The 23,149-nt window shown below is 46.1% G+C and carries 19 protein-coding genes and 1 riboswitch; of the genes, 12 read left to right on the top strand and 7 right to left on the bottom strand.

Annotation, left to right across the window (positions count from 1 at the left end):
* Window positions 1–46: 46 nt before the first annotated feature.
* The 4 genes from EOO49_RS00635 to EOO49_RS00620 all read right to left on the bottom strand — a co-directional run bounded on the left by EOO49_RS00635 (window position 47) and on the right by EOO49_RS00620 (window position 4,539).
* Window positions 47–583, bottom strand: a complete 537-nt coding sequence (locus EOO49_RS00635) for a transposase (protein WP_290841942.1) — start codon at window positions 581–583, stop codon at window positions 47–49.
* A gap of 132 nt (window positions 584–715) precedes the next feature.
* On the bottom strand, window positions 716–2,761 hold the full coding sequence (locus tag EOO49_RS00630) for a pitrilysin family protein (protein WP_290841941.1): 2,046 nt from the start codon (window positions 2,759–2,761) through the stop codon (window positions 716–718).
* 10 nt (window positions 2,762–2,771) lie between these two features.
* Window positions 2,772–4,094 (bottom strand): pitrilysin family protein, encoded by a 1,323-nt coding sequence (locus tag EOO49_RS00625; protein WP_290841940.1) that lies wholly within the window; start codon window positions 4,092–4,094, stop codon window positions 2,772–2,774.
* A 175-nt stretch (window positions 4,095–4,269) separates the two neighbouring features.
* The gene (locus tag EOO49_RS00620) at window positions 4,270–4,539 is read right to left on the bottom strand and encodes a hypothetical protein (RefSeq protein WP_290841939.1); all 270 of its coding nucleotides are present in this window, start codon (window positions 4,537–4,539) and stop codon (window positions 4,270–4,272) included.
* 108 nt (window positions 4,540–4,647) lie between these two features.
* Between EOO49_RS00620 and rplU the strand changes: the two genes are divergently transcribed.
* The 4 genes from rplU (at window position 4,648) to EOO49_RS00600 (ending at window position 8,012) form a co-directional block, all read left to right on the top strand.
* The gene (rplU, locus tag EOO49_RS00615; RefSeq protein ID WP_290841938.1) at window positions 4,648–5,022 is read left to right on the top strand and encodes a 50S ribosomal protein L21; all 375 of its coding nucleotides are present in this window, start codon (window positions 4,648–4,650) and stop codon (window positions 5,020–5,022) included.
* 22 nt (window positions 5,023–5,044) lie between these two features.
* Window positions 5,045–5,305: a 50S ribosomal protein L27 gene (rpmA, locus tag EOO49_RS00610; protein ID WP_290841937.1), complete on the top strand. Its 261-nt coding sequence runs from the start codon at window positions 5,045–5,047 to the stop codon at window positions 5,303–5,305.
* Between the two features lie 123 nt (window positions 5,306–5,428).
* A complete protein-coding gene (locus EOO49_RS00605) occupies window positions 5,429–7,036 on the top strand; it encodes a tetratricopeptide repeat protein (RefSeq protein WP_290841936.1) in 1,608 nt (535 codons plus the stop codon).
* Window positions 7,037–7,145: 109 nt separating this feature from the next.
* A complete protein-coding gene (locus EOO49_RS00600; protein WP_290841935.1) occupies window positions 7,146–8,012 on the top strand; it encodes a T9SS type A sorting domain-containing protein in 867 nt (288 codons plus the stop codon).
* A gap of 79 nt (window positions 8,013–8,091) precedes the next feature.
* Here EOO49_RS00600 and EOO49_RS00595 read toward each other — a convergent pair whose 3' ends face one another.
* A complete protein-coding gene (locus EOO49_RS00595) occupies window positions 8,092–8,625 on the bottom strand; it encodes a hypothetical protein (protein WP_290841934.1) in 534 nt (177 codons plus the stop codon).
* Between the two features lie 316 nt (window positions 8,626–8,941).
* Entirely contained in the window at window positions 8,942–10,258 is a 1,317-nt protein-coding gene (ahcY, locus tag EOO49_RS00590; RefSeq protein WP_290841933.1) for an adenosylhomocysteinase, read from the bottom strand.
* 663 nt (window positions 10,259–10,921) lie between these two features.
* On the opposite strand from ahcY, the gene EOO49_RS00585 reads away from it, so the two are divergent.
* The 8 genes from EOO49_RS00585 (at window position 10,922) to EOO49_RS00550 (ending at window position 22,525) form a co-directional block, all read left to right on the top strand.
* Window positions 10,922–11,572, top strand: coding sequence for a 4'-phosphopantetheinyl transferase superfamily protein (locus tag EOO49_RS00585; protein WP_290841932.1), 651 nt, complete (start codon window positions 10,922–10,924; stop codon window positions 11,570–11,572).
* A complete protein-coding gene (locus EOO49_RS00580) occupies window positions 11,556–12,269 on the top strand; it encodes a geranylgeranylglyceryl/heptaprenylglyceryl phosphate synthase (RefSeq protein WP_290841931.1) in 714 nt (237 codons plus the stop codon). The genes EOO49_RS00585 and EOO49_RS00580 overlap by 17 nt, the downstream gene beginning before the upstream one ends.
* Complete coding sequence (gene pnuC / locus EOO49_RS00575) at window positions 12,262–12,897, top strand: nicotinamide riboside transporter PnuC (RefSeq protein WP_290841930.1); 636 nt, start codon at window positions 12,262–12,264, stop codon at window positions 12,895–12,897. Before EOO49_RS00580 ends, pnuC begins: the two co-directional genes overlap by 8 nt.
* On the top strand, window positions 12,855–14,474 hold the full coding sequence (locus tag EOO49_RS00570) for a DUF4301 family protein (RefSeq protein WP_290841929.1): 1,620 nt from the start codon (window positions 12,855–12,857) through the stop codon (window positions 14,472–14,474). Before pnuC ends, EOO49_RS00570 begins: the two co-directional genes overlap by 43 nt.
* A gap of 1 nt (window position 14,475) precedes the next feature.
* Window positions 14,476–14,877, top strand: a complete 402-nt coding sequence (gene arfB, locus EOO49_RS00565) for an alternative ribosome rescue aminoacyl-tRNA hydrolase ArfB (protein WP_290841928.1) — start codon at window positions 14,476–14,478, stop codon at window positions 14,875–14,877.
* 280 nt (window positions 14,878–15,157) lie between these two features.
* A riboswitch (TPP riboswitch) is annotated at window positions 15,158–15,250 on the top strand.
* 71 nt (window positions 15,251–15,321) lie between these two features.
* Window positions 15,322–17,661, top strand: coding sequence for a TonB-dependent receptor (locus EOO49_RS00560; protein WP_290841927.1), 2,340 nt, complete (start codon window positions 15,322–15,324; stop codon window positions 17,659–17,661).
* 293 nt (window positions 17,662–17,954) lie between these two features.
* A complete protein-coding gene (locus EOO49_RS00555) occupies window positions 17,955–20,243 on the top strand; it encodes a GH92 family glycosyl hydrolase (RefSeq protein ID WP_290841926.1) in 2,289 nt (762 codons plus the stop codon).
* Window positions 20,243–22,525: a GH92 family glycosyl hydrolase gene (locus EOO49_RS00550; RefSeq protein WP_290841925.1), complete on the top strand. Its 2,283-nt coding sequence runs from the start codon at window positions 20,243–20,245 to the stop codon at window positions 22,523–22,525. The genes EOO49_RS00555 and EOO49_RS00550 overlap by 1 nt, the downstream gene beginning before the upstream one ends.
* On the opposite strand, the gene EOO49_RS00545 is transcribed toward EOO49_RS00550, so the two are convergent.
* Complete coding sequence (locus EOO49_RS00545; protein ID WP_290841924.1) at window positions 22,522–22,935, bottom strand: hypothetical protein; 414 nt, start codon at window positions 22,933–22,935, stop codon at window positions 22,522–22,524. The two genes, EOO49_RS00550 and EOO49_RS00545, sit on opposite strands and share 4 nt — an antisense overlap.
* Window positions 22,936–23,149 lie beyond the last annotated feature (214 nt).

Here is a 23,149-nt window from a genome sequence, read left to right as displayed (position 1 = left end):
GGAGTTTTTAACTCCGCGGATTGTGTTTGCGGGTCTGTGACCCGCTTTATGTGTAAATGATTTCGACCAATGCGCTTTGATTCGAGAAATTTCTGGCACTCGAATACAGGTACGCTTCCGCAGATTCCACAAAACCCGCGCGAACGGGATTTTGGTGCACAAATTCGATGGCTTCGTTCATTTCGTGGACAGTGTCGATTTCTCTCGGATTGTTCCCGTTTTCCCAAAATTGATACCGTTCGTTTCGCGTGTGTCGCCTCACTGCAAATTCGAATCGCTTCAACATCCAATCCAGACGATAGTCGTTGGTTGCAATCATTGACGCGACGATCTTCTTGGAAGTGAATTTCTTGAAATCCCGCAGAAGATCTGACAGCAAACCAATTCGGCTTTGGATTATCATATGAACATGATCTGGCATGATTACGTAGGCAAAAACATCCATGCCTTTGTTTTCCTGACAGTATCGGATGCTTTCCAAAAAAAGGTCGCGGTACGACTTGTGATCGAATACGCCAACGCCATCAACGACCTTCATCGTGAGCAAATGAATTCCTTTCTGGTTCCTGATTGTTACCTCCATAAGTCACAGACTTAAAAACACATTACGCGAAGTTGCAAACTTCGCGCCCAACCCAACTACAGAAAATCTGTAAAAAATCACAAAAAAAGGCCACTCTCTCGAGCGGCCTTTTCAACATTTGATAAAAACTGATTACTGAAAATCAGCATCGGTAACACCTTCATTGATTTTAAACTCACTAGCGGCGAACTCAATCTCTTGAGGTCCGGCGGTCAAGCTCATCTTGTAAGGCACTTTTACGCCTTTCAATTCTTTGTAATCGCCGTAGTTCATGGTTTGCGAACCTTGCTCGGTCGTTTTGGTTTCCGCCACTTTCAAACCTGTTTTCGTATCGAAATACAACACAGATTTTCCTGTTTTCACGGCATAAGCCTCGGTTCCGTTGACGGTTTCGATTCCCGTAAGCGTCGCATCGCCTTTTTTCAAGATCTGAACCTCTCTAAAAGGGATTGCAGCGGCTTTCTTCTCTGCCAATTCCTCGCCCGTGAAATCTTTGCGTTGCCCTTGTTGTTCCTGGTACGCGATTTTGTCGTTCACGATTTGCTTCATCATGGTCATACCCATTGCATTCATGGTTACGGCATTTTTTCCGGCAGATGAAGATTTCATCGTCAAAACCAAAGTCGTTCCCTGAATCGTTCCAGAATAAGTAGCCGAGACAGTTTTCACCGAAGCGATCGCCTTTTCACCACCTACAGCTTTCACATAACTCTCCAAAACCGACTTCGCGGTAACCCCGGCAGGCAAAGCTTTCTTGGCAACAGGTTTCTCGACCGGATTTCCGAATTTGTCAAAAAACAAGATTGGAATTTTGGTCGTAGCGCTCAATTTCTCCAAACCTGGCAAAACGTCGGCACCTTTTCCTACGATCACGATGCGTTGGTTGTCTGCAAGGAAATACTTGTTGGCGACGCGTTGGATGTCTTCCGGCGTCACGGCTTCGATACTCTTGATGTAGTTTTTGTAGAAATCGGCAGGAAGTCCTTCGGTTTCAATGTTCAAGGCGTAACGCGCGATTGTCTGCGGTTTGTCCACTTGCATCACGAAACGCCCTATGTAACCTGCTTTCACCGCTGCCAAAGCTTCGGCTGAAACTTTTTCTGTGCGGATTCGCTTGATTTCCTTCATGAATTCCACAACAGCAGAATCAGTAACAGCGTTGCGAACTTGGGACGAAGCAGAAAAAGTCGTCACATAACGGCTTCCGCCAATTCCCGAACGCGCGCCGTAAGTCCAACCGTGGGCTTCGCGAAGGTTCATGTTCAGGTAACTGTTGAAATCGCCACCCAAAACCTGGTTGGCCAAAATCACAGGGAAGAAATCCGGATCTTTCATTTGAAGACGAACCGTATTGACCAATCCGATTTCAGATTGGACAGCATTTGGCATGTCGACAAAATTGATTTGCGTAAACTGAACGTTCGTCGGATCTGTGTAAGAAACACGAGGCGCCGTTTGTGGCTTCCAGTTTCCAAAAAGCTTCGTGACTTGTTTCTTTACGTCAGATGGTTTCACGTCTCCGATCACGACCAAATAAGCATTTCCGGGAACGAAATATGTGTAATAATTGGTTTTCACGTCCTGAAGCGTGACATTGTTGATCGTTTCCTCAGTCAAATATTCTCCTGACGGATGGTTTTTCCCATAAGCCAAAACGCCGCGAACACGACCTGCAGTCGCCGGAACGCTTTTTTCCTGGGTTTTCAGACCTTCGATCAATTGGGTTTTCTCCTTGTCGAATTCATCCTGCGTGAAATTCGGATTCAACGCGCCTTCTGCCATAAGCTCAAGCACGCGGTTTCCGTATTTCGACAGCGAACTTGCATAAGCGCCGTTTGAGGAGAAATTGATGTCGGCGCCAAGAAAATCGACTTCTTCGTTGAAAGCGTCTTTCGTGATTTTCTTGCTTCCTTTTCCGATGAGTTCACTGGTCAGATCGGATACGCCTTTTTTGTTTCCTTCGGCATATGGAGCGTTGTCTAACGTCAGATTATACGAAACACGCGGCAATTTGTGGTTTTCCACAACAAGCACTTTGAGTCCGTTCGGCAATTTGAACGTTTCAGGCGCTTTTACGTTGATTACCGGAGCCGGTCCCGGTTTTGGTTGCGGTCTGTCTTGTGCTTGCATAGTGACGGTTAAAAACAAACCTGTAGCGGCTATGATTAGATTCTTCATTTGTAGTCTCTTAGTTTTGTTTGTCTTTAGATGGAACGTAGTCAAGCAGCAAACGCTGGTTCGGGTTGAGATATTTCTTGGCAACATCCCGGATTTCCTCGCGAGTGATCGAACGGTAGATGTCGATTTCGGTGTTTACCAGATTCACGTCTCCATACAACAAATAATAGGAAGCAAGGTTTTCTGCAACGCCTTCCACGCTGGAATTGCTATTCACGTAGTTGTTCTCGAACTTGTTCTTGAGTTTCGTCAGATCTTTCTCCGAAATCAATTCCGTTTGAAGTTTCACGATCTCGTCGTCACATTCTTTCAGGATTGCCGATGTCGCGGTTTGCCCTAGCGGCATTCCATAAATGATGTACATTCCGTAGTCTTCCTGAGAGAACGAAAACGCTCCCACTTGCAATGCCATTTTCTTCTCGTCGACGATTTTCTTGTACAATTTCGAGCTTTTTCCGTCAGTCAGATAAGTGGAAATCATGTCGAGAACTCGAGCGTCACGGGTTTTCATCGATGGCGTGCGGTAAGCCGAGACGACCATCGGAACTTGGATGTTCGAGTCTACGTATTCTGCCTTGATTCCGGAAGTGATCGGATCTTCGGTATAAGTTTGACGCGTGATTGGAGCGCCTTTCGGAATCGATCCGAAGTATTTTTTGATCCAATCTTTGGCCTGGGCATTGTCGAATTGTCCGGCAACGACCAAAACCGCATTATTCGGAATGTAGAATTTCTTGTTGAAAGCTTGGAATTCCTCGAGTTTTGCCGCATCCAAGTGTTCCATCGAACCGATAGTTGCCCACCGGTAAGGGTGTTTCTTGAACATGCTTTTCTTGACTTCGGCCAACAAATTTCCGTATGGCTGATTGTCTACGCGAAGGCGTTTTTCTTCTTTTACGACCTCGTTTTGCGTATCGACGCCAATTTGGTTGATTACCGGATGCATCAAGCGTTCCGATTCCATCCACAAACCGAGTTCGAGGTTGTTTGACGGGAAAACTTCAAAGTAGTAAGTTCTGTCGTCAGTTGTGTTGGCATTGTTTGTTCCACCGTTTGAAGTTACGATCTTGAACCATTCGCCTCGTTGGATGTTCTTCGTTCCTTCGAACAAAAGATGCTCGAAAAAGTGAGCGAATCCGGTGCGATCGGCTTGCTCGTCTTTCGCCCCGACGTGATACATGACCGAGGTGATGACCACCGGAGCCGAGTTGTCGTTGTGCAAAATCACGTGCATGCCGTTGTCGAGGTCAAATTCCTCGAACGCCACCTTTTGGGCAGTGACGGTTCCCGATAGCAATAGTGCCGAACCCAAAGCCATTATTGTGTTTTTCATAAAGTTAAATGATTAATAATTGCGTGTTTGTATGTGTTGGGAAATGTTTGTTACGCCAAAAATAAGTTTTTTACGCGGAAACCTCCTGTTTTTATGATTTCGGACATTTGAGGCGTACTCCTTTTTTAGATCTTATTCAGAATTTTCACGCGGACACGTTGCGCGAAGGATGGTGCTATTGTTTGAGCTCTTTTGCTACTTCAAACTTCCCTTTACAAAATTTTGCGTGCAAAAAGCGAGTAGCTCCAGCCTGACGGCAGCTTGCCCAGCGTTTCTTTTTGCCACGAACTTTGTTGCTGCCGGCGCGCCCGGATAAAATAGTAGCAGAAGGCAGTGGCAGTAGCAGTAGCAGTTGCAGTAGCAGAAAGCAGTAGCGGAAAGCAGTTGCAGTAGCAGTAGTAGAAAGCAGTTGCCGAAAGCAGGGATAAAGTGCAGTTTCAGACATTTTGCTCTAACTTTTTGAGTTTGACATCTTTTTTTCATTAACCACTTGCACGATTGTGATTTAATCGTATATTTGCACCCATTTTTAATCAATTTCAAACACATTGTTATGTACGCAATCGTAGAGATAGCAGGGCAACAATTTAAAGTAAGCAAAGACCTTAAGGTTTATGTTCACCGTTTGGCAGGAAATGAAGGCGACGCGATTTCTTTCGCAAAAGTGCTTCTTCTTGACGACAACGGAACTGTAACTTTGGGCGCCCCGGCTGTAGATGGTGCTTCAGTAGAAGCTACCGTAATCAAGCACCTTCAAGGTGATAAAGTAATCGTTTTCAAGAAAAAACGTAGAAAAGGTTACAAAAAGAAAAATGGTCACCGTCAGGCGTTGACTCAAATCCAAATTTCAGGAATCACTTTGCCTGGAGCTGCTCCAAAAAAGAAAGCCGCTGCAAAGAAGACTGAAGAAACTGCAACTGAAGAATAATTAATTTTAAAAGATATACGTCATGGCTCACAAGAAAGGTGTCGGTAGTTCCAAGAACGGACGCGAATCAGAATCGAAACGTCTAGGCGTTAAGATTTTCGGTGGTCAGGCTGCCATCGCTGGAAACATTATCGTTCGTCAGCGTGGTTCTAAGCACAACCCCGGAGAAAATGTTTACATGGGTAAAGATCACACGCTTCACGCTAAAGTGGACGGAGTGGTTAAATTCCAGAAAAAAGCAGACAATAAGTCATTCGTTTCAATTGAGCCTTTCCAAGCTTAATCAACTTCGACTTGAAAATAGAAACCCGTTCTTTTGAGCGGGTTTTTTTATGCGTACTTGCCAACGTTCCCAAAGGCGCGAACTTTGTGTTATTTGCGTATTTTTGGCCAAAAATTCCAAACCTTGCTTTCGCCAAAAGTCTTTTTTCGTTTTGCGCTTTTTGTTTTGATCTTTTGTCGGATTCCATTCGGATTCGCCCAGGACAGCCTCGCCGTGAACAAAGCGATCAACCGTGGCATAGACGACATGATGAATTCGCGATATGCGTCGGCTTTGAAGACTTTGTCCGAAACGCGTGAAATCGCCCAGACCAATTCCTGGCCAAAACAGGAATTCCTGTCGGTGAACAACATCGGACTCACTTATTACAAAATGGGCGATTACGTAAAAGCGCTCAATTGTTTCCTTCAGGCTTACGAACTGGCGGTTTCACAACGTCGTCCGGAGAACGAAATGACGGTCTTGAACAACATTGCGCTGGTTTACATCAAAGAAGAAAAGAAGGAAAAGGCCGAGGAATATCTGCTGAAAGCCTACACGATTTCGGTCGAAAACAAGATCACGATAAGAATCGGATTCTACGCCAGCAATCTCGCGAATCTCTACCTCGAATTGAATCGTCTGGCCGAAGCCGACAAATATCTCGAAATCGCGTTCAGGACATTGGACAAAAATTCCAGAACCTTGATCAGCGCAAGAATCGTGAGGAACGCGATCTATCTGGAAAGGAACATGCCAGAGAAAGCGGTTCGCGACGGACTGGAATTGCTCGCTTCGATAAAAGATCGCGGGTTCGACACCGAAACATCCGAAATCCAGTACTTCATTGCCGAAGCTTATCTCAAGTTGAATCAACCCGAAGAAGCGCTTAAATTCCTTGAAAACGCTTTGAAACTCAAGCCCGAGAAAGATTTGCGCGCCAAGATTTTCAGCCTGATCTCGAATGCGGCGATCAAGGCCAAGGATTTCGACAAGGCGCTTTGGGCGAAAGATTCGGTGATTCATCTGAACAAAAAGATATCCGAAGAAAAAAACCGCGAACTGGCAGAAAACGCCGCTTTGAGATTCGAGTTGTCCGAATCGCGTCACACGCTCGAAAACAGCAAAGCCGAAGCCGCCGACAAACAAAAAATCTACCTGCTTTCGATTTCGCTTCTGTTGCTGATTCTCGTCTCGTTTACGGTGATTTTCTACAAGCGCAACCAATTGTCGAAACAGCGCAAGATCATTCAGGAAAACTCGCTTCGCATCAAGAATCTCGAACTCGATCACGAGCGACAAAACACCGAATCGCTGCGACACGAGATCGATGTGAAAAACCAGATCTTGTCAGACAAAATCCTTTTTCAGACGACGCGCAACGAACTCATAGAGGAAATCATCGAATCTTTGTCGGACGATCCGAAAATTTCGGGAAACGCCGTTTTGTTTTCTTCGGTTCGGAATTTGAAATCACATTTGAAGGACGATGCCAAATGGGACGATTTGTCAAACCATTTCGAGAACGTCAACAACGAGTTCATAAAAGCGCTTCGGGAAAGGCATCCTGACCTTGTGGCGAACGACATCCGGTATCTTTCGTTCGTATTTTTGAATCTGAGCACAAAGGAAATCGCGTCACTTTTGAACATCACGCCCGAGAGTTGCCGAAAGCGCAAGGAACGACTCTTCAAAAAGCTCAATATCAGTGCTCCAGACTCACTTTACTCCTATCTGACAAGTCTCGTTTAACTCGCGATGTCACGAAATGTCACGCGATTGTCACACCTTGTAGCGCGCAAATAATGCGGTTTTTACGACAGAATCCTTTCCTTGGACTCAAAAATAAAAAACCAGCATTATGAAAAAACAAGTACTCACTTTGGCACTTTTCCTTATCGGATTTTTGTCATTTGCACAAGCCCCGACAATTTCGGGCGACACCATGTTATGCCCGTGGACGGACGGAACGGCTCAAATCACGTCAAGCCAAACCTACGACACTTACCAATGGTATTACAAATATTGGTTCCTGGACGACGAATATCAGGCAATCGACGGCGCGACCGGCCCGACCTTCACTTACGATTGGTACACTTACGACCAATCGCTTTTCAAGGTCGTCGTGACTTCGGGAGCGACTACTTATGAATCGAATACAATCCAGATCGACAGTTGGAACTGGACTTCTTTTTTGGTGATGTACGAAGATGCCGAGAACTTCACTTTCGATCCGGACACGCAATCTTTCCTATTGTGCGACGGAACTTCAGTAACGATGTCGATCAATAATCCGCCTTATAGCGAAAACATCCAATGGTTCAAGAACGACGAACCCATCGACGGCGCCAATCAGCCGTCGTATACTATCACAAGCGCCGGAGTTTACAAGGTTAGCGCCGCTCCGAGCGTTTGCCCTAACAACAGCAGTACTTCTTTGGAGTTTCCGGTTCAGATGAATTCCAATTGTCAGCTTGCTGTTGGCGATTCGAGTAAGAAAGATTTCACGATCTATCCGAATCCGGCGAACAACCAATTCACGGTTAAAGCCAATACATCGGTCTTCAATCAATATTTCTTATTTGATATGACGGGCAAAAAAGTAGGTCAGGGTGCGCTTAACCAATCGGAACAAACGATCTCGATCGCCAATCTTGAAAGCGGGATTTACCTGATTTCGCTGAAAGGTGAAAACACATCGACCACGCACAAGATCGTAAAACAGTAAACTACTATTTCCAATAAACAACCGAAAAAGCCCGAACGGATCTCGTATCGGGCTTTTTTTATCGGATTTTTTGGGGCAGTTATCCTTCGGGCAGATAATCGAGTTCTTTCACGAACTTTCCGTTCTCAAAAAACATCAGACCCCAATATCCAGGCTTGTAACTCGGATCGTCAGCCAAATCCTTTTTAAACATCATGGTGTACTTCGATCGGCGATTCGTCGGATAGGCCGAAGCATCGATCGCATAAAGCGGACTTTCAAACGAATTGCGCTGCGCCATCGTTTCGTTGATGAAACCGAAGCCGTTCATAACCAAAAACAGTTTGTAGCCGTTCTTTTTGGCGAATCTTTCGTATACGATCATGGGTTTGCAAGCATCTGAAGTGCAACCGTTCGTAAATTCGTAAACCAACGCTTTTGGATATTTCCGGATTTCGGCATTTAGCTCTTTTCCCGTGACTTTGTAAACATGATCAGGCAATGGATTCTCAAAATTTGCGGGCAAAATGTGCGTTTTTTGTTCGTCGGACAATTTTCCGTAATCGTCGGTGAGTCCGTAAATCGCACAAGACTGCGCGATCGCCAATAACGGCAGGAGTAAAAGTTTCTTCATCATTGTTTGGTTTGAATGCTTTAAAGATAGGAATTTCGTGAGTCGGTTTTTTTTACATTTCAAGAGCCAAATCACCACTACAAAAACCCATCAATTTCTTGGGCTGCAAGACCTAACAGACTTTATAAAGTCTGTTAGGTCTTGCAAAGTTCGTACGCCGATTCGAATTTCCATTACAGAAAATACGTAATTTTTGTTAAAGTTTAGCCTGTCGACTTCACAAAAAAACCCTCACATTTCTGCAAGGGTTTCTATCTGTAAATCTGAAGATTTAAACCCGAGAACCACGAACTGGCCTCCAGGCAATCAACAAATCTTAATAACGGTAATATTCCGGCTTGAACGGCCCTTGAACCTCGACTCCGATGTAAGCTGCTTGCTCATCGTTCAAAGTTTCGAGTTCAACACCCAATTTTGCCAAGTGCAAAGCGGCAACTTTCTCGTCAAGGTGTTTCGGTAACATGTAAACTTCGTTTTCGTAAGCCGCGCTGTTTTTCCACAACTCGATTTGAGCCAAAGTCTGGTTCGTGAACGAGTTCGACATTACGAAACTCGGGTGACCTGTTGCGCAACCAAGATTTACCAAACGACCTTCGGCCAAGACGATGATGTCTTTTCCTGCGATCGTGTATTTGTCAACTTGCGGTTTGATCTCGATTTTGGACGCGCCGTGGTTTTTGTTCAACCAAGCCATGTCGATTTCATTGTCGAAGTGTCCGATGTTAGAAACGATCGCTTTGTCTTTCATCGCCTCGAAGTGTTTCCCGATAACGATGTCCTTGTTTCCTGTAGTCGTAATGATGATGTCGGCGTTTCCGATAACTGTGTCGAGTTTCTTCACTTCGAATCCGTCCATCGCTGCTTGCAACGCACAAATCGGGTCGATTTCAGTTACAGTTACGATAGATCCGGCTCCTCGGAAAGATGCCGCTGTTCCTTTTCCCACGTCTCCGTATCCGCAAACCACAACGCGTTTTCCAGCCAACATTACGTCGGTCGCACGACGGATCGCATCAACTGCAGATTCCTTACATCCGTATTTATTGTCGAATTTCGATTTTGTAACCGAGTCGTTCACGTTGATTGCCGGCATTGGCAAAGTTCCGTTTTTAACGCGCTCGTAAAGTCTGTGGACGCCAGTGGTGGTTTCTTCTGACAAACCTTTGATGTCAGCCACCAATTCCGGGTAACGGTCCAAAACCATATTCGTCAAATCGCCACCATCGTCCAAAATCATGTTCAATGGCTTGCGGTCTTCGCCGAAGAAAAGCGTTTGCTCGATACACCAGTCGAAATCCTCCTCGTTCAGACCTTTCCAGGCGTAAACTTGGATTCCGGCGTCGGCGATTGCGGCGGCAGCGTGATCCTGGGTCGAGAAAATGTTGCAAGAAGACCAAGTCACTTCGGCTCCAAGCGCTTTCAAAGTCTCGATCAAAACCGCGGTCTGGATCGTCATGTGCAAACATCCGGCGATGCGCGCACCTTTCAAGGGTTGCTCAGCTCCGAATTCTTCGCGAAGTGACATCAAGCCCGGCATTTCCGCCTCGGCCAATTCGATTTCTTTGCGTCCCCAAGCTGCGAGGGAAATATCTTTCACTTTGTACGCCACGTATGGCATTGTCGTAGTACTCATATCTAAGTTTTGATTAAAGTCCAAAATTTGGCGCAAAAGTACGTATTAACTTTGGGAACAAAAAACGCACAATTAGATTATTCAAAAGCATTTATAATGTTAAGCATTTGGTTTGTAGCTTATTCCGGCTGCCCACTTTTACTCCTCGGCCGCAAACCGTTTTTTGCAGGCGTCGGCCGCGAGCTTCCTGCGGTCGCTGCGCCAACACCGCAAAAAATCGGCTTGCGGCCTGTGGGGTAATCGCTTGCATCCGGGCTAGGCCGCGGAATGTGGCAACTTTACGAAACGACTGTCAAATCGGCATTAGCTCGCTTCACAACAAGGTTTAATGGTTGGATAAAAAACTATGAAAAGACCACGATCCACCGTTTCGTCTTCAGGAAAACCAGTTCTGAACTTTAACATTTTTTACAGATTTTCTGTATCCAAATCTTGTCTTTGCGCCCGAACTTTGTAAGACCTAACAGACTTTAGTAAGTCTGTTAGGTCTTACAGGGCAAGCGGTTGATATGCTTTTGATGTGCTCTTTTTCGCCTCCGAAACATAGTGGATCCACAGTAAAGCAAAACTCAAATCGTTTCCAAAGCCAAAAACATTCCTTAAATTAGCATCATACTAATTTGGTCTGAAGTCTGCCAAAACAGCGACCACTGAAAATCCATAATGCCACTTCACCTCCAACAGAATATCGGACCCAAAACCAAACTCTACGTCTGGCGAATCGAAGAAGCTTTTGAAGACCTTTTCGACGAAATCCACCTCACAGACTGGAACATGGTTCGCGTCATGTCAATGAAATCCGAGCAACACCAACGCGGATTTTTGTCCGTAAGAAAACTGTTCGGAACTGCGGGTTACACAGATTTCGACGTGACTTACGACAAGACCGGAAAACCGCATTTGCCTGACGGTCATCACATCTCGATCTCGCACTCACACGGATTTTCGGCTATAATCGTGTCAGACGTAACGGTCGGAATCGACCTGGAGTTGATGCGCGACAAAATCGCTCGCATAGCCGACAAATTCACATCCGAAGAGGAAGAAAATTATCTCGATGCCAATTCAGGCGATTATGTATCGAAACTCACCGTGATTTGGGGCGTTAAAGAAGCGATTTTCAAGATCAGGAACGAAATCGGTATCAGTTTTAAAGACCACATCACTACTTTTGCATTCGATTTAAACTCAGGACAGGCTGCGGCGCGCCTCGATTTCGAGAACGTTCACCGCCATTTCGACGTAAAATTCCAATATGTCGAAGACCACATGCTTGTCTACGCGTTCGAAACCACCGATGCAAAAGCTCTATAACGACATACTTTCGGCCAAAAGCCAACGCAAAAAATTGCTCGCGATCTTACTCGATCCGGACAAAATCGATTGGGAAAATCTGGATTTTCTGATCGAAAAACTTTGCGATTCGCCCGCAACCCACATTTTCATTGGCGGAAGCCGCGTTTTCACCGATCGGATCGACGAGCTCATTGTCGAAATAAAAGACCGATGCCGTTTGCCAATCATTTTGTTTCCGGGAAATCCTTCGCAGATTTCGCACGAAGCCGATGGAATTTTGTTCCTGTCGCTGCTTTCGGGAAGAAATCCTGATTTTTTGATCGGACATCACGTAAACGCCGCAACAATCCTCAAAAACTCGAATCTCGAGATCATCCCGACAGGTTATTTGCTGATCGAGTCGCAAAGCGAAACCGCGGTCGCAAAGGTTTCGGGCACGAATCCATTATCTGATAAAAACGAAATCATCTCAACCGCTTTGGCCGGACAAATGCTGGGCAAAAAACTCATTTACCTCGAGGCCGGAAGCGGCGCAAAAAATGCTGTCTTGCCTGAAATTATCGCTTCGGTTTCCCAAAATCTCGACATTCCGCTTATCGTTGGCGGCGGCATCAAATCGAAGTCTGGAATCGATATCGCCTATGAAAATGGAGCCGATTTGGTTGTCATCGGAACCTCTTTCGAGAACGATCTGAATTTTTTCGACCATGAATGAGTTGTACGATTTCTTCCTCGCGTCGTATAAATTGACTCCGACGTCGGTGATCATCATCGAAATCGTGGTTTTTATCTTCGGAATCATCAGCGTGTGGTTCGCCAAAAAGGAAAATATATTGGTTTATCCAACCGGACTTGTCGCGACGATTCTCACAGTTTACCTTTTCTACCGCGCCGATTACATCGGCGACATGCTCGTGAACGTCTACTATTCGATCGTAAGTTTTTTCGGATGGTATAATTGGTCAAGAAAAACCAACAACGACGCTATCTTGCCCATTTCGAGAACAAACGACAAACAAAAATTAACAGGCGTCGCCATTTTTTTGCTTACGATTGTGGTTATTTTCGCACTATACAAAGCGACAAATACGAGAATAAGGCAAGAGAATTACTTGGACATTTTTATATCGGGATTGTTTTTTACAGCCATGTGGTATATGGCTTTGAAGAAACTTGAAAACTGGACGCTCTGGATTATCGGAGACCTGATCGCCATCCCGATTTACGCCTATCGCGGCTATGGGATTCTCGCGCTTCAGTACGTATTTTTTACGGTTTTGGCCATAATGGCTTATGTGGAATGGAGAAAAACATTGAACAAATCCCAAACGGGAACAGCATAATTGCCCAAGAAGTCAGACTTCGCAAAATTGGGTTCACTACAGAAGATTTCGAACAGATTCGCCTTCACGGACTCACTTTGGACACCGTAGAGAAAGAACTCCAGATCTTCAAGGACGGAATTCCCAAGACCTGGCTGGAACGTCCGGCGACGCTTGGTGATGGCATCAAGACATTTTCAGAAGAAGAATTTAAGGCTTGCGCCGATTATTTCGATTCGAGAAAAAACGGATTCAAACTCAAAAAATTCGTCCCGGCTTCGGGCGCGGCGAGTCGCATGTTTAAATTCCTGTCGACTTTTCTAAATGAATTCGATAGTTCGAAAGACACGATCAACGCTTACATCAACCGCACGAAAATGACGGCTTTGTCTGTGTTCCTTGCCGGAAAAGACAAACTTCCGTTCTACAAAGATTTGCTGGCAAAAGCCGATTTTCACAAGAAACAAGGTGAACTTCGCGAATCTGACCGACGCAATTACGAGTTCATCAAAGCCTTGCTCGACCCGAGCCAATTCGACTATTGCAACAAACCCAAGGGCATTTTGCCGTTCCACAAATATTCCGATCACATCGCCACGCCAATCGAGGAACATCTCAACGAAAGTTCCAGATATGCGAGCTCGAACGGCGTTTCTAATCTGCATTTTACCGTTTCCGAAGAACATCAAAACGCTTTTGAGCAGATAATCGCTTCGGTCAAGCCGAAAATCGAGTCGGAAACAGGCGTAAAAATCGAGGTCAGATTCACGTATCAGGACAAATCGACAGACACGATTGGCGTCGATATGCAGAACAAGGCCTTCCGAGACGACAACGGCCAACTCGTTTTCCGTCCCGGCGGACACGGCGCGCTTATCAACAATCTCAACAACATCGAAGCCGATATCGTCTTTATCAAAAACATCGACAACGTCATCCAGAATCACGTCGACATCATCACGCTTTACAAAAAGGCGCTCGGCGGAATCCTGATCAAAACCCAGGAACAGATTTTCGATTACCTGAGAAGAATCGAAAGCGGTTACATCGAATCGGACGACATTGACGAAATGATCGCATTCCTGAAATCGGAACTAAACATCAAAATGTACAGCGATTTCTCGAAATTCACCACGGCGAACAAACTCGCTTACATCAGACAAAAATTGAATCGTCCGCTTCGCGTCTGCGGAATGGTCAAAAACGAGGGCGAACCCGGCGGCGGACCGTTTTGGGTGCGCGGCCAACAAGGCAATATTTCGCTCCAGATCGTCGAGACTTCCCAAGTGGAACTCAACAATCCGCAGCAGGTTTCGATAATCGACAGTTCGACGCATTTCAATCCGGTTGATATTGTGTGTTCGGCAAAAAACTTCATGGGCGAAAAATTCAACCTCATCGATTTTATCGACCACGAACGCGGTTTTATTGTAAACAAAGCCAAAAACGGACGCGAACTCAAAGCCTACGAACTTCCCGGACTTTGGAACGGCGCGATGGCAAAATGGAACACAATTTTTGTCGAAGTGCCACTCGTGACTTTCAATCCGGTGAAAACCGTAAACGATTTGCTGAAACCCGCGCATCAACCGCAATAACATGGAAAAGGAGAAAATTTCGGCCGAGCTCCAGTACAAGGCCGTTCGTTCGAGCGGCGCTGGCGGACAAAACGTAAACAAGGTTTCTTCCAAAGTCGAATTGACATTCGACCTCCAAAATTCTGCCTCGTTTTCGGACGAGGAAAAAATACGGTTGCACGAAAAATTGGCCACTCGCCTAAACAAGTCCGGGCAACTCATCCTGAAATCGGACGAGGATCGCAGCCAACTCAAGAACAAGGAACTCGTCACGCGCCGATTTTTTGAAGTCATCGAGAAAGCGCTTCACGTTCCAAAAATCCGAAAGGCCACGAAAATCCCCAGGTCGGTTGTCGAGAAACGGCTTAAGGCCAAACGCAATGCTTCCGAGATCAAGAATTTTCGCCGCAAACCCGATTTCTGACATCGTCCCGGAAATCTCAAAAAAGGAACTTCGCTATACCTTCAAAATTCCATTTTAAGGTTGGTAAAAACTCGTTTTTCACCACATCAAAAACCCATCAAACCTTTGGCCTGCAAGACCTAACAGACTTACTAAAGTCTGTTAGGTCTTGCAAAGTTAGCCCCGAAAACCCACACCTGATTACAGAAAATCTGTAAAAAAAGTTAAACTTTCAAAGCCAGAATTTCACCAACAAATCGAAAGTGTGATACCGATTATTAAAAATTTAATCTAAATTTGCCGCGTCTCAAAGGGGTGCTCTACCAAGGGCTGAGATTATACCCAAAGAACCTGGGCAGGTAATGCTGCCAAGGGAATCGCGAGCTACAAAGTGCACGTTGCAGCCGCAAAAACATTGTTTTTTAACCAAGAATAATTCCCCCTTTTATTCGTAAATCTTTACGGATGAAACCTTTATTTTCTTTTTTTGGGCGTGCCGGCGGCCTTGAAACGCCAGAGCAAAATCGAAAACTCGTTGGCCGCCGTCGGGCTAGATGGCACTCGCTTTTTTGCAACGAAAATTCGTCACGAAATCAAAAGACGGCTGGCAAAAAGAGCTCAAACAAAGCCACTATCCCTCACGCGATCCTTTGTTCCATTGCAATTTTGAGTCTCGGTAATCAAGCTTTTGCCCAGGAACAAATCCCGGACACGACCAAAACCGAACGACTTGACGACGTGATCGTGCAATCGGTGCGTGCGACTTCGAAAACGCCGGTCACTTTCTCCAACCTCAAAAAAGAAGAGTTCGAGAAACGCAATCTGGGTCAGGACATCCCGCAGTTGCTCAACTTCCTTCCGTCTGTCGTAACGACTTCCGATGCCGGAAACGCGATCGGCTACTCCGGAATCCGAGTCCGCGGAACAGATGCGACAAGAGTGAACGTCACTGTAAACGGAATTCCGTACAACGACTCCGAATCGATGGGAACATTTTGGGTCAACATGCCCGATTTCGCCTCGTCCACAGAAAATCTGCAACTCCAGCGCGGCGTCGGAACTTCTACAAATGGCTCGGGTGCATTCGGCGCAAGCCTAAACATGCTCACAGATTCGTACTCCGATAAGGCTAACGGTGAAATCGCGAATTCGTTCGGAAGTTTCAACACCAGGAAACACACCGTAAAATTCAGCACCGGACTTTTGGGAAACCAGTTCGAACTCGCCGGACGACTCTCGAACATCGAATCGGACGGATACATCGATCGCGCTTCGTCGAGCCTAAAATCGTACTTTCTGCAAGGAAGCTACATAAACAAAGGCACGTTGATCAAAGCACTCGTTTTTGGCGGAAAGGAAAAAACCTACCAATCCTGGAACGGCCTCGAAGACGTGCAAAAACTTCGCGACGACCGCACTTATAACACGGCAGGCGAATATGTCGATGATTTCGGCAACGTGCGTTTTTACGACAACCAAACCGACAATTACCAACAAGATCACTATCAATTGCACTGGACGCAAAAATGGAACCTGAATTGGAGTTCGACCGCGGCTTTGCATTACACGAGAGGAAAAGGTTATTACGAGAACTATCGCGCCGGCGAAACCTTATCCGATTACGGAATTCCGGCTCCAACGGTGAACGGAACACTCATAGAAGAATCCGATCTTATCGACCAAAAATGGCTCGACAATGATTTTTACGGAGGCGTTTTCTCGATCAATTACAGAAAATCCAAAATCGATGCGATTCTCGGCGGCGGCTGGAACGAATACGACGGCGATCATTACGGGAAAGTTTTGTGGACAAGAAGTGTCGCGCTTCCTATGTACGGCCAACGGTATTACGAAGATCGAGGCGTCAAAAAAGACGGAAACATTTTTGCAAAAGCCAATTATCAGGTTTTGGACAAACTCAATTTGTTTGCCGATTTGCAATACAGACGCGTTTCTTACAACGCCAACTCGCTAGAAACGGGATTCGTGCGCGACCAATTCGACTTTTTCAACCCAAAAGCGGGTGCGACTTTTTCGGTGAACGACCGTCAGAACATCTACGCTTCTTACGCCCGCGCGAACCGCGAACCAAACCGGACTGACTACGAAAACGGAAGTCCGCGCCCCGAGCAACTGGACGATTTCGAACTCGGTTGGCGATACGCATCGGCGAAAGCGAAAATCAACGTGAACGCTTACTATATGAAATACAACGACCAATTGGTGTTGAGCGGCGCACTCGACAATGTCGGAAACCCGATTCGCGAAAACAGCGGAAAAAGTTACCGTTTGGGACTCGAGATCGAGGCCGCTTTAGCCATTAGCGACAAATGGTCGATTCGTCCGAATTTGACGGTGAGCACGAACAAAAACCAGGATTTCGTGTTCCAACGCGACGGCGTTTTGACGAATTTGGGCAACACCGACATCGCATTTTCGCCTAACGTCGTAGCTGCAAATGCCATCACTTTCGCTCCGACCAGGAATTTTCAGGTGAGCTTGCTTTCGAAATTCGTCGGCGAGCAATACATGGGAAATATTGATTCCGATGCGTCAAAACTCGACAGTTACGCGACTTCAGACCTGAGCGTTTCGTATGAATGGAAGAATGTTTCGTTCTTCAGGTCGATCCTGATTTCGGGATTGGTCAACAACATTTTCAACTACGAATACGAGTCGAACGGATACTTTTACACTTACGACGACGATTTCTCGAATCCGGGAACGATCACGACTGTCGAGGGCGCCGGATTTTATCCGCAAGCCGGCATCAACTTTTTGGCCGGGCTGACTTTGAAATTCTAAACGGACATTTTTAGTTTGGAATCCCGATTGGTTTTGGCTGATCGGGATTTTTTTTGATTTGGATGAATTAGGTCGTTGCACTTGTTTAGCGAGTTTTTTCGCGCGCGCGTAAGACCTAACAAATCTCCAAGATTTGTTAGGTCTGGCAAAGTTCGAATCTCCAGCCCAAATTCCATTACATAAAATCTGTAATTTTTGTTAAACATAGGTGCGCAAATCCATCATGCATCCGCGAAACTTCAATGCGTCGGAAGAATTCATTTTCCTACCTTTAGCCTTCCAACGCAACAACCATGAAGAAATACCTCGCAATAGCGTCGCTGTTCACGATTTCCATCGGATTTTCCCAACAAAAACAAAGGTTTACTTATGTTCGTCCGCTTATCGGAACAGCGAAAATGGGCCATACATTTCCAGGCGCGACAGTTCCTTTCGGATCGGTGCAACTGAGTCCGGAAACCGACACGATCGCGTTCGAAAAGGACCGCAAATACAACGGAAAGGTTTACGAATACTGTGCGGGCTACCAATATGCCGACAAAACCATCTGCGGATTTTCACACACGCATTTCAACGGAACCGGACATTCTGATCTGGGCGACTTCCTGATCATGCCTACCGTCGGAAAATTGCAGTTGAATCCTGGAACGGCAGATCATCCCGAAAATGGCTATCGGTCAAAATTCTCTCACGCGAATGAGATTTCCCAGGCGAATTATTACAAAGTCAAACTCGACGACGACAATATCTTAGCCGAAATGACGACTTCGCAACGCGTCGGATTTCACCAATACACATTCCCGAAGTCCGATCAATCGCACATCATTCTCGATTTGATGGCCAACATTTACAACCACGAGGAAAAGAATGTCTGGACGTTCATTCGCGTGGAAAACGACACTTTGGTCACGGGTTTCCGTCAGACGAACGGTTGGGCGAGAACGCGCACGGTTTACTTTGCGATGACTTTTTCCAAACCGATCAAAGGTTACGGCTTCAAAAATTACGACACAGAAAATATCTACAACGGCTTTTGGCGAAAGTTCGACCAATCGAAAAATTTCCCCGAAGCGGCCGGCCCGAAGTTGAAAGCTTACTTTGATTTTGCAACATCCGAAGGCGAAAAAATCAAGATCAAGTTCGGATTGTCGTCCGTGAGTGCGAACAACGCGCTAAACAACATCGACGTCGAGATTCCGCATTGGGATTTTGATCAGGTCAAGCGCGAAGGCCAGCAATTGTGGGAAGACGAACTCTCGAAAGTCACGGTCGAAACGATAAACGAAGACGACAAGATCAACTTTTACACCGCGATGTATCACGCGTTCATCAATCCGACGGTTTACATGGATTGGAACGGCGAATACAAAGGTTTGGACCAAAATGTCCAAACGGCTCAAGGTTTCGTGAATTACACGACTTTTTCGCTTTGGGACACGTATCGCGCGCTTCATCCACTTTTCAATCTGGTTCAGCCGAAGCGAAATCGCGGCATGATCCAATCGATGCTCGCGCATTACGACCAATCGGTGCATCATGCCTTGCCTATTTGGTCGCATTATTCGAACGAGAATTGGTGCATGATCGGATATCATTCCGTGTCGGTCATTGCCGATGCGATCGCAAAAGGAAACGACGGTTTCGACACCAAAATAGCTTTGGAAGCTGTCGTTTCATCCTCAAATATGCTCTACAACGACGGAATTGGCGATTATGTCAAAATGGGCTATGTGCCCGAAGATCGCAGCGGCGCATCGGTTTCAAAAACATTGGAATACGCCTACGACGATTGGGCGATTTCGCAAATGGCCAAGAAATTGGGCAGAAACGACATTTATGAAACGTATTCCAAACGCGCCCGGAATTTCAATAATGTATTCGATAAAAAGTCCGGTTTTATGCGTCCGAAGTTGGCTGACGGAACTTTCAAAAAGGAATTTGATCCGCTTGACACGCACGGACAAGGTTTCATCGAGGGAAATGCTTGGAATTACAGCTTGTATGTTCCGCATGACGTGGCGAAACTGACCGAACTGAACGGCGGAAAAGAGAAATTCACCCAACACTTGGATTCGCTTTTCACGATGCAATTGCCCGACAAATATTTCGAGAACACAGAAGATATCACGCGGGACGGAATCATCGGGAATTACGTGCACGGAAACGAACCGTCGCACCACGTCGCCTATTTGTACGACTACCTCGGAAAACCCTGGAAAACGCAGGAGCGCGTTCGCATGATCATCCGGAAAATGTTCCATTCCGGGCCGGACGGTTTGGGCGGAAACGACGATACCGGACAAATGAGCGCGTGGTATATTTTCTCGTCTCTCGGATTTTATCCGGTTGCGCCGGGTTCGGATCAGTATGCCATCGGAAGTCCGCTTGTCAAAAAGGCGACTTTGAAGTTCGAGAATGGAAAAACGCTTGTGATTTCGGCCAAAAACCAATCTGAAAAGAACGTTTACGTGACTAAGATTGAGTTGAATGGGAAGGAAATTCCTCGCGATTTCATCAGACATTCCGATCTGATCAATGGAGGCGAACTCACTTTTTACATGTCTTCAAAACCTAAGAAATAATGACCAAACGCCTACTTCTGCTGTTGCTATTGCCTTTCCTGACAAAGGCGCAAATGGTTGACGAAATTTCCGATTATGCCGATTGGGCGAATCCTTTGATCGGAACGCAATCGAATCCGGGATTTTCGAACGGAAACACGTATCCGGCGATCGCGATGCCTTGGGGAATGAATTTTTGGTCGCCTCAAACCAATAAAATGGGCCACGGTTGGATGTATGGTTATACCGATATGAAAATCCGCGGGTTCAAACAGACGCATCAGCCATCGCCTTGGATGAACGATTACGGACAATTCTCGATCATGCCGACCATAGGAAAAATCAAGGTGAAAGAAGACGACCGCGCGAGCTTTTTCTCACACAAAGCCGAAGTCGCCAAACCGTATTACTATAGCGTTTACCTCGCCGATTATGACATGACGACAGAAATCGCTCCAACAGAAAGAGCCGCGATTTTCAGATTCTCGTTCAAAAAAACCGATTCGGCCAACGTGCTTATCGACGCCTTCGACAAAGGTTCCTATGTAAAAATCATCGCTTCCGAAAATAAGATCGTCGGTTACACGACCAAGAATTCGGGCGGCGTTCCGGCCAATTTCAAAAACTATTTCGTAATCAAATTCGATAGGAAATTCGAGCGTTCGGGCACTTTTTCGGGAGACGTTTTTTCGTCGGGAACTACTGAAATCCAAGCCGACCACACCGGAGCGGTCTTGAGTTTCAGGATTGGCGAAGGCGAACAGTTGATTGCGCGCGTCGCATCGTCATTCATCAGCCAGGAACAAGCCGAATTGAACCTCAACGAAGTTTCGGGCAAAACGTTTGACGGCGTGAAATCGCAAGGAAAAAACCGCTGGAACGAAGTTTTGGGAAAAGTCAAGGTCGCTGGCGGAACGATCGATCAGATGCGGACATTCTACTCGTGCCTGTACAGAAGTACGCTGTTTCCGCGCAAGTTTTACGAGTTCGACAAACAAGGAAATCCGATCCATTACAGTCCTTACAACGGGAAAGTTTTGCCAGGTTATATGTTTACCGATACCGGATTTTGGGACACTTTCCGAGCGCTCTTCCCGTTCGTGAATCTCGTTTATCCCGAAATGGGCTCCAAAATGCAGGAAGGCTTGGCAAACGCTTACAAAGAAGGCGGATGGCTTCCGGAATGGGCAAGTCCGGGCTATCGCGATATCATGGTCGGGAACAATTCGGCGTCTATCGTTTCTGAAGCTTATCTGAAAGGCCTTCGCGGGTACGACATCGAAACTTTGTACCAAGCATTGCTTAAAGGCGCGAACGCTCAAGGTCCGTTGGAAGCCGTTGGACGGGCCGGATCGCAATATTACACAACTTTGGGCTATGTTCCGTATGACGTCAAAATCAACGAAAACGCGGCCCGAACGATTGAATATGCTTACGACGATTTTGCGATTTACCAATTGGCGAAATTGCTGAAAAAGCCCAAAAAGGAAATCGAATTGTACCGGAAGCGCAGTTTGAACTACAAGAATCTGTTCGACAAAAGTTCAGGTTTGATGCGAGGAAAGAACAAGGACGGAAAATTCCAGTCGCCGTTCAACCCTTTCAAATGGGGCGATGCGTTCACCGAAGGCAATTCGTGGCATTACACATGGTGCGTTTTTCATGACATAAAAGGTCTATCCGACTTGATGGGCGGAAAGGAAAAATTCGCGATGAAACTCGATTCGGTGTTTTCGCTTGCACCGATATTCGACGACACTTATTACGGCGGAACAATCCACGAGATCCGCGAAATGCAGGTTGCCAATATGGGACAATATGCACACGGAAACCAACCGATACAACACATGCCGTATTTGTACAACTACGCGGCAAAACCGTGGAAAACGCAATATTGGGTGCGCGAGATCATAAACCGAATGTACTTGCCGACGCCTGACGGATATTGCGGAGACGAAGACAACGGACAAACCTCGGCCTGGTACGTGTTTTCGGCACTTGGCTTCTATCCGGTGACTCCGGCTTCGAACCAATACGTTTTGGGCGCGCCGCTGTTCAAAAAAGCAGAAATTTCGCTCGAAAACGGAAAGAAGATCAGTATATCCGCGGAAGCGAATTCAGACGAAAACCGCTACGTAAACTCAGCGACCAAAAACGGCAGAACATTTACTGAAAACTATCTGAAACACGACGAAATGCTTCAGGGAATCGAGATCAGGTTCGAGATGGCGAAAGTTCCGAATACAAAAAAAGGCACATCTGACCTTGACGCGCCTTACTCTTTGTCTGACGAAAAAAATTAGTTGTAAACCCGCACGTAACCCGGACCGGTTTGCACGCGATAAGGTTTCATAGGGTAACGTTGACCCGAAGCCTGGCCTGTGTAAATATTGTACTCGACGTCGTCGCAAGGGCAAACGGCCACGATTCCCTGAAGTTGCATCGTTGAACACGCCGTGATCGGTTGATTTGGACAAGCCGCGTCATAGGCGACATATCCGCTTCCTGTGTAAAACACGAAAATACCTCTTGCACCATATCCGCCAAGGTAAATGCCATTGCCTGGATAATTCAGCGAGTTGTAACCCGGAAGGCTCAGGTTCAGGTCGACCGAAAAGTTATAGCTTGGGATATTCGGATTGTTGTTGTTGAAATTGTCGTCGTCGCATCCGAAAACGAATAGCAGCAGTAAAAGTGGAAGAAGTCTTTTCATTTTAAATTTTTACAAAAAATGATGCCCGCAAATTTAAATTATTTAAATTTGGATTGTGCCCGGTTAACATATTATTAGCCGATGCCCAAAAACACATAACGGCGAAACTTTTATCTTTGTATAAAGAAATCCTGCGGAAGTGGGATTTTTTCTGTTTTTATAGAGGTAGAAGTCGACAGAATCGTCGGCAAATGATAGATTTTAATGAAAAAAT

The organism is Flavobacterium sp., assembly GCF_004295795.1.
GTDB lineage: Bacteria > Bacteroidota > Bacteroidia > Flavobacteriales > Flavobacteriaceae > Flavobacterium.
The sequence above is the reverse complement of the archived record's forward strand: the minus strand, read 5'-3'. Positions and strand labels throughout refer to the sequence as shown.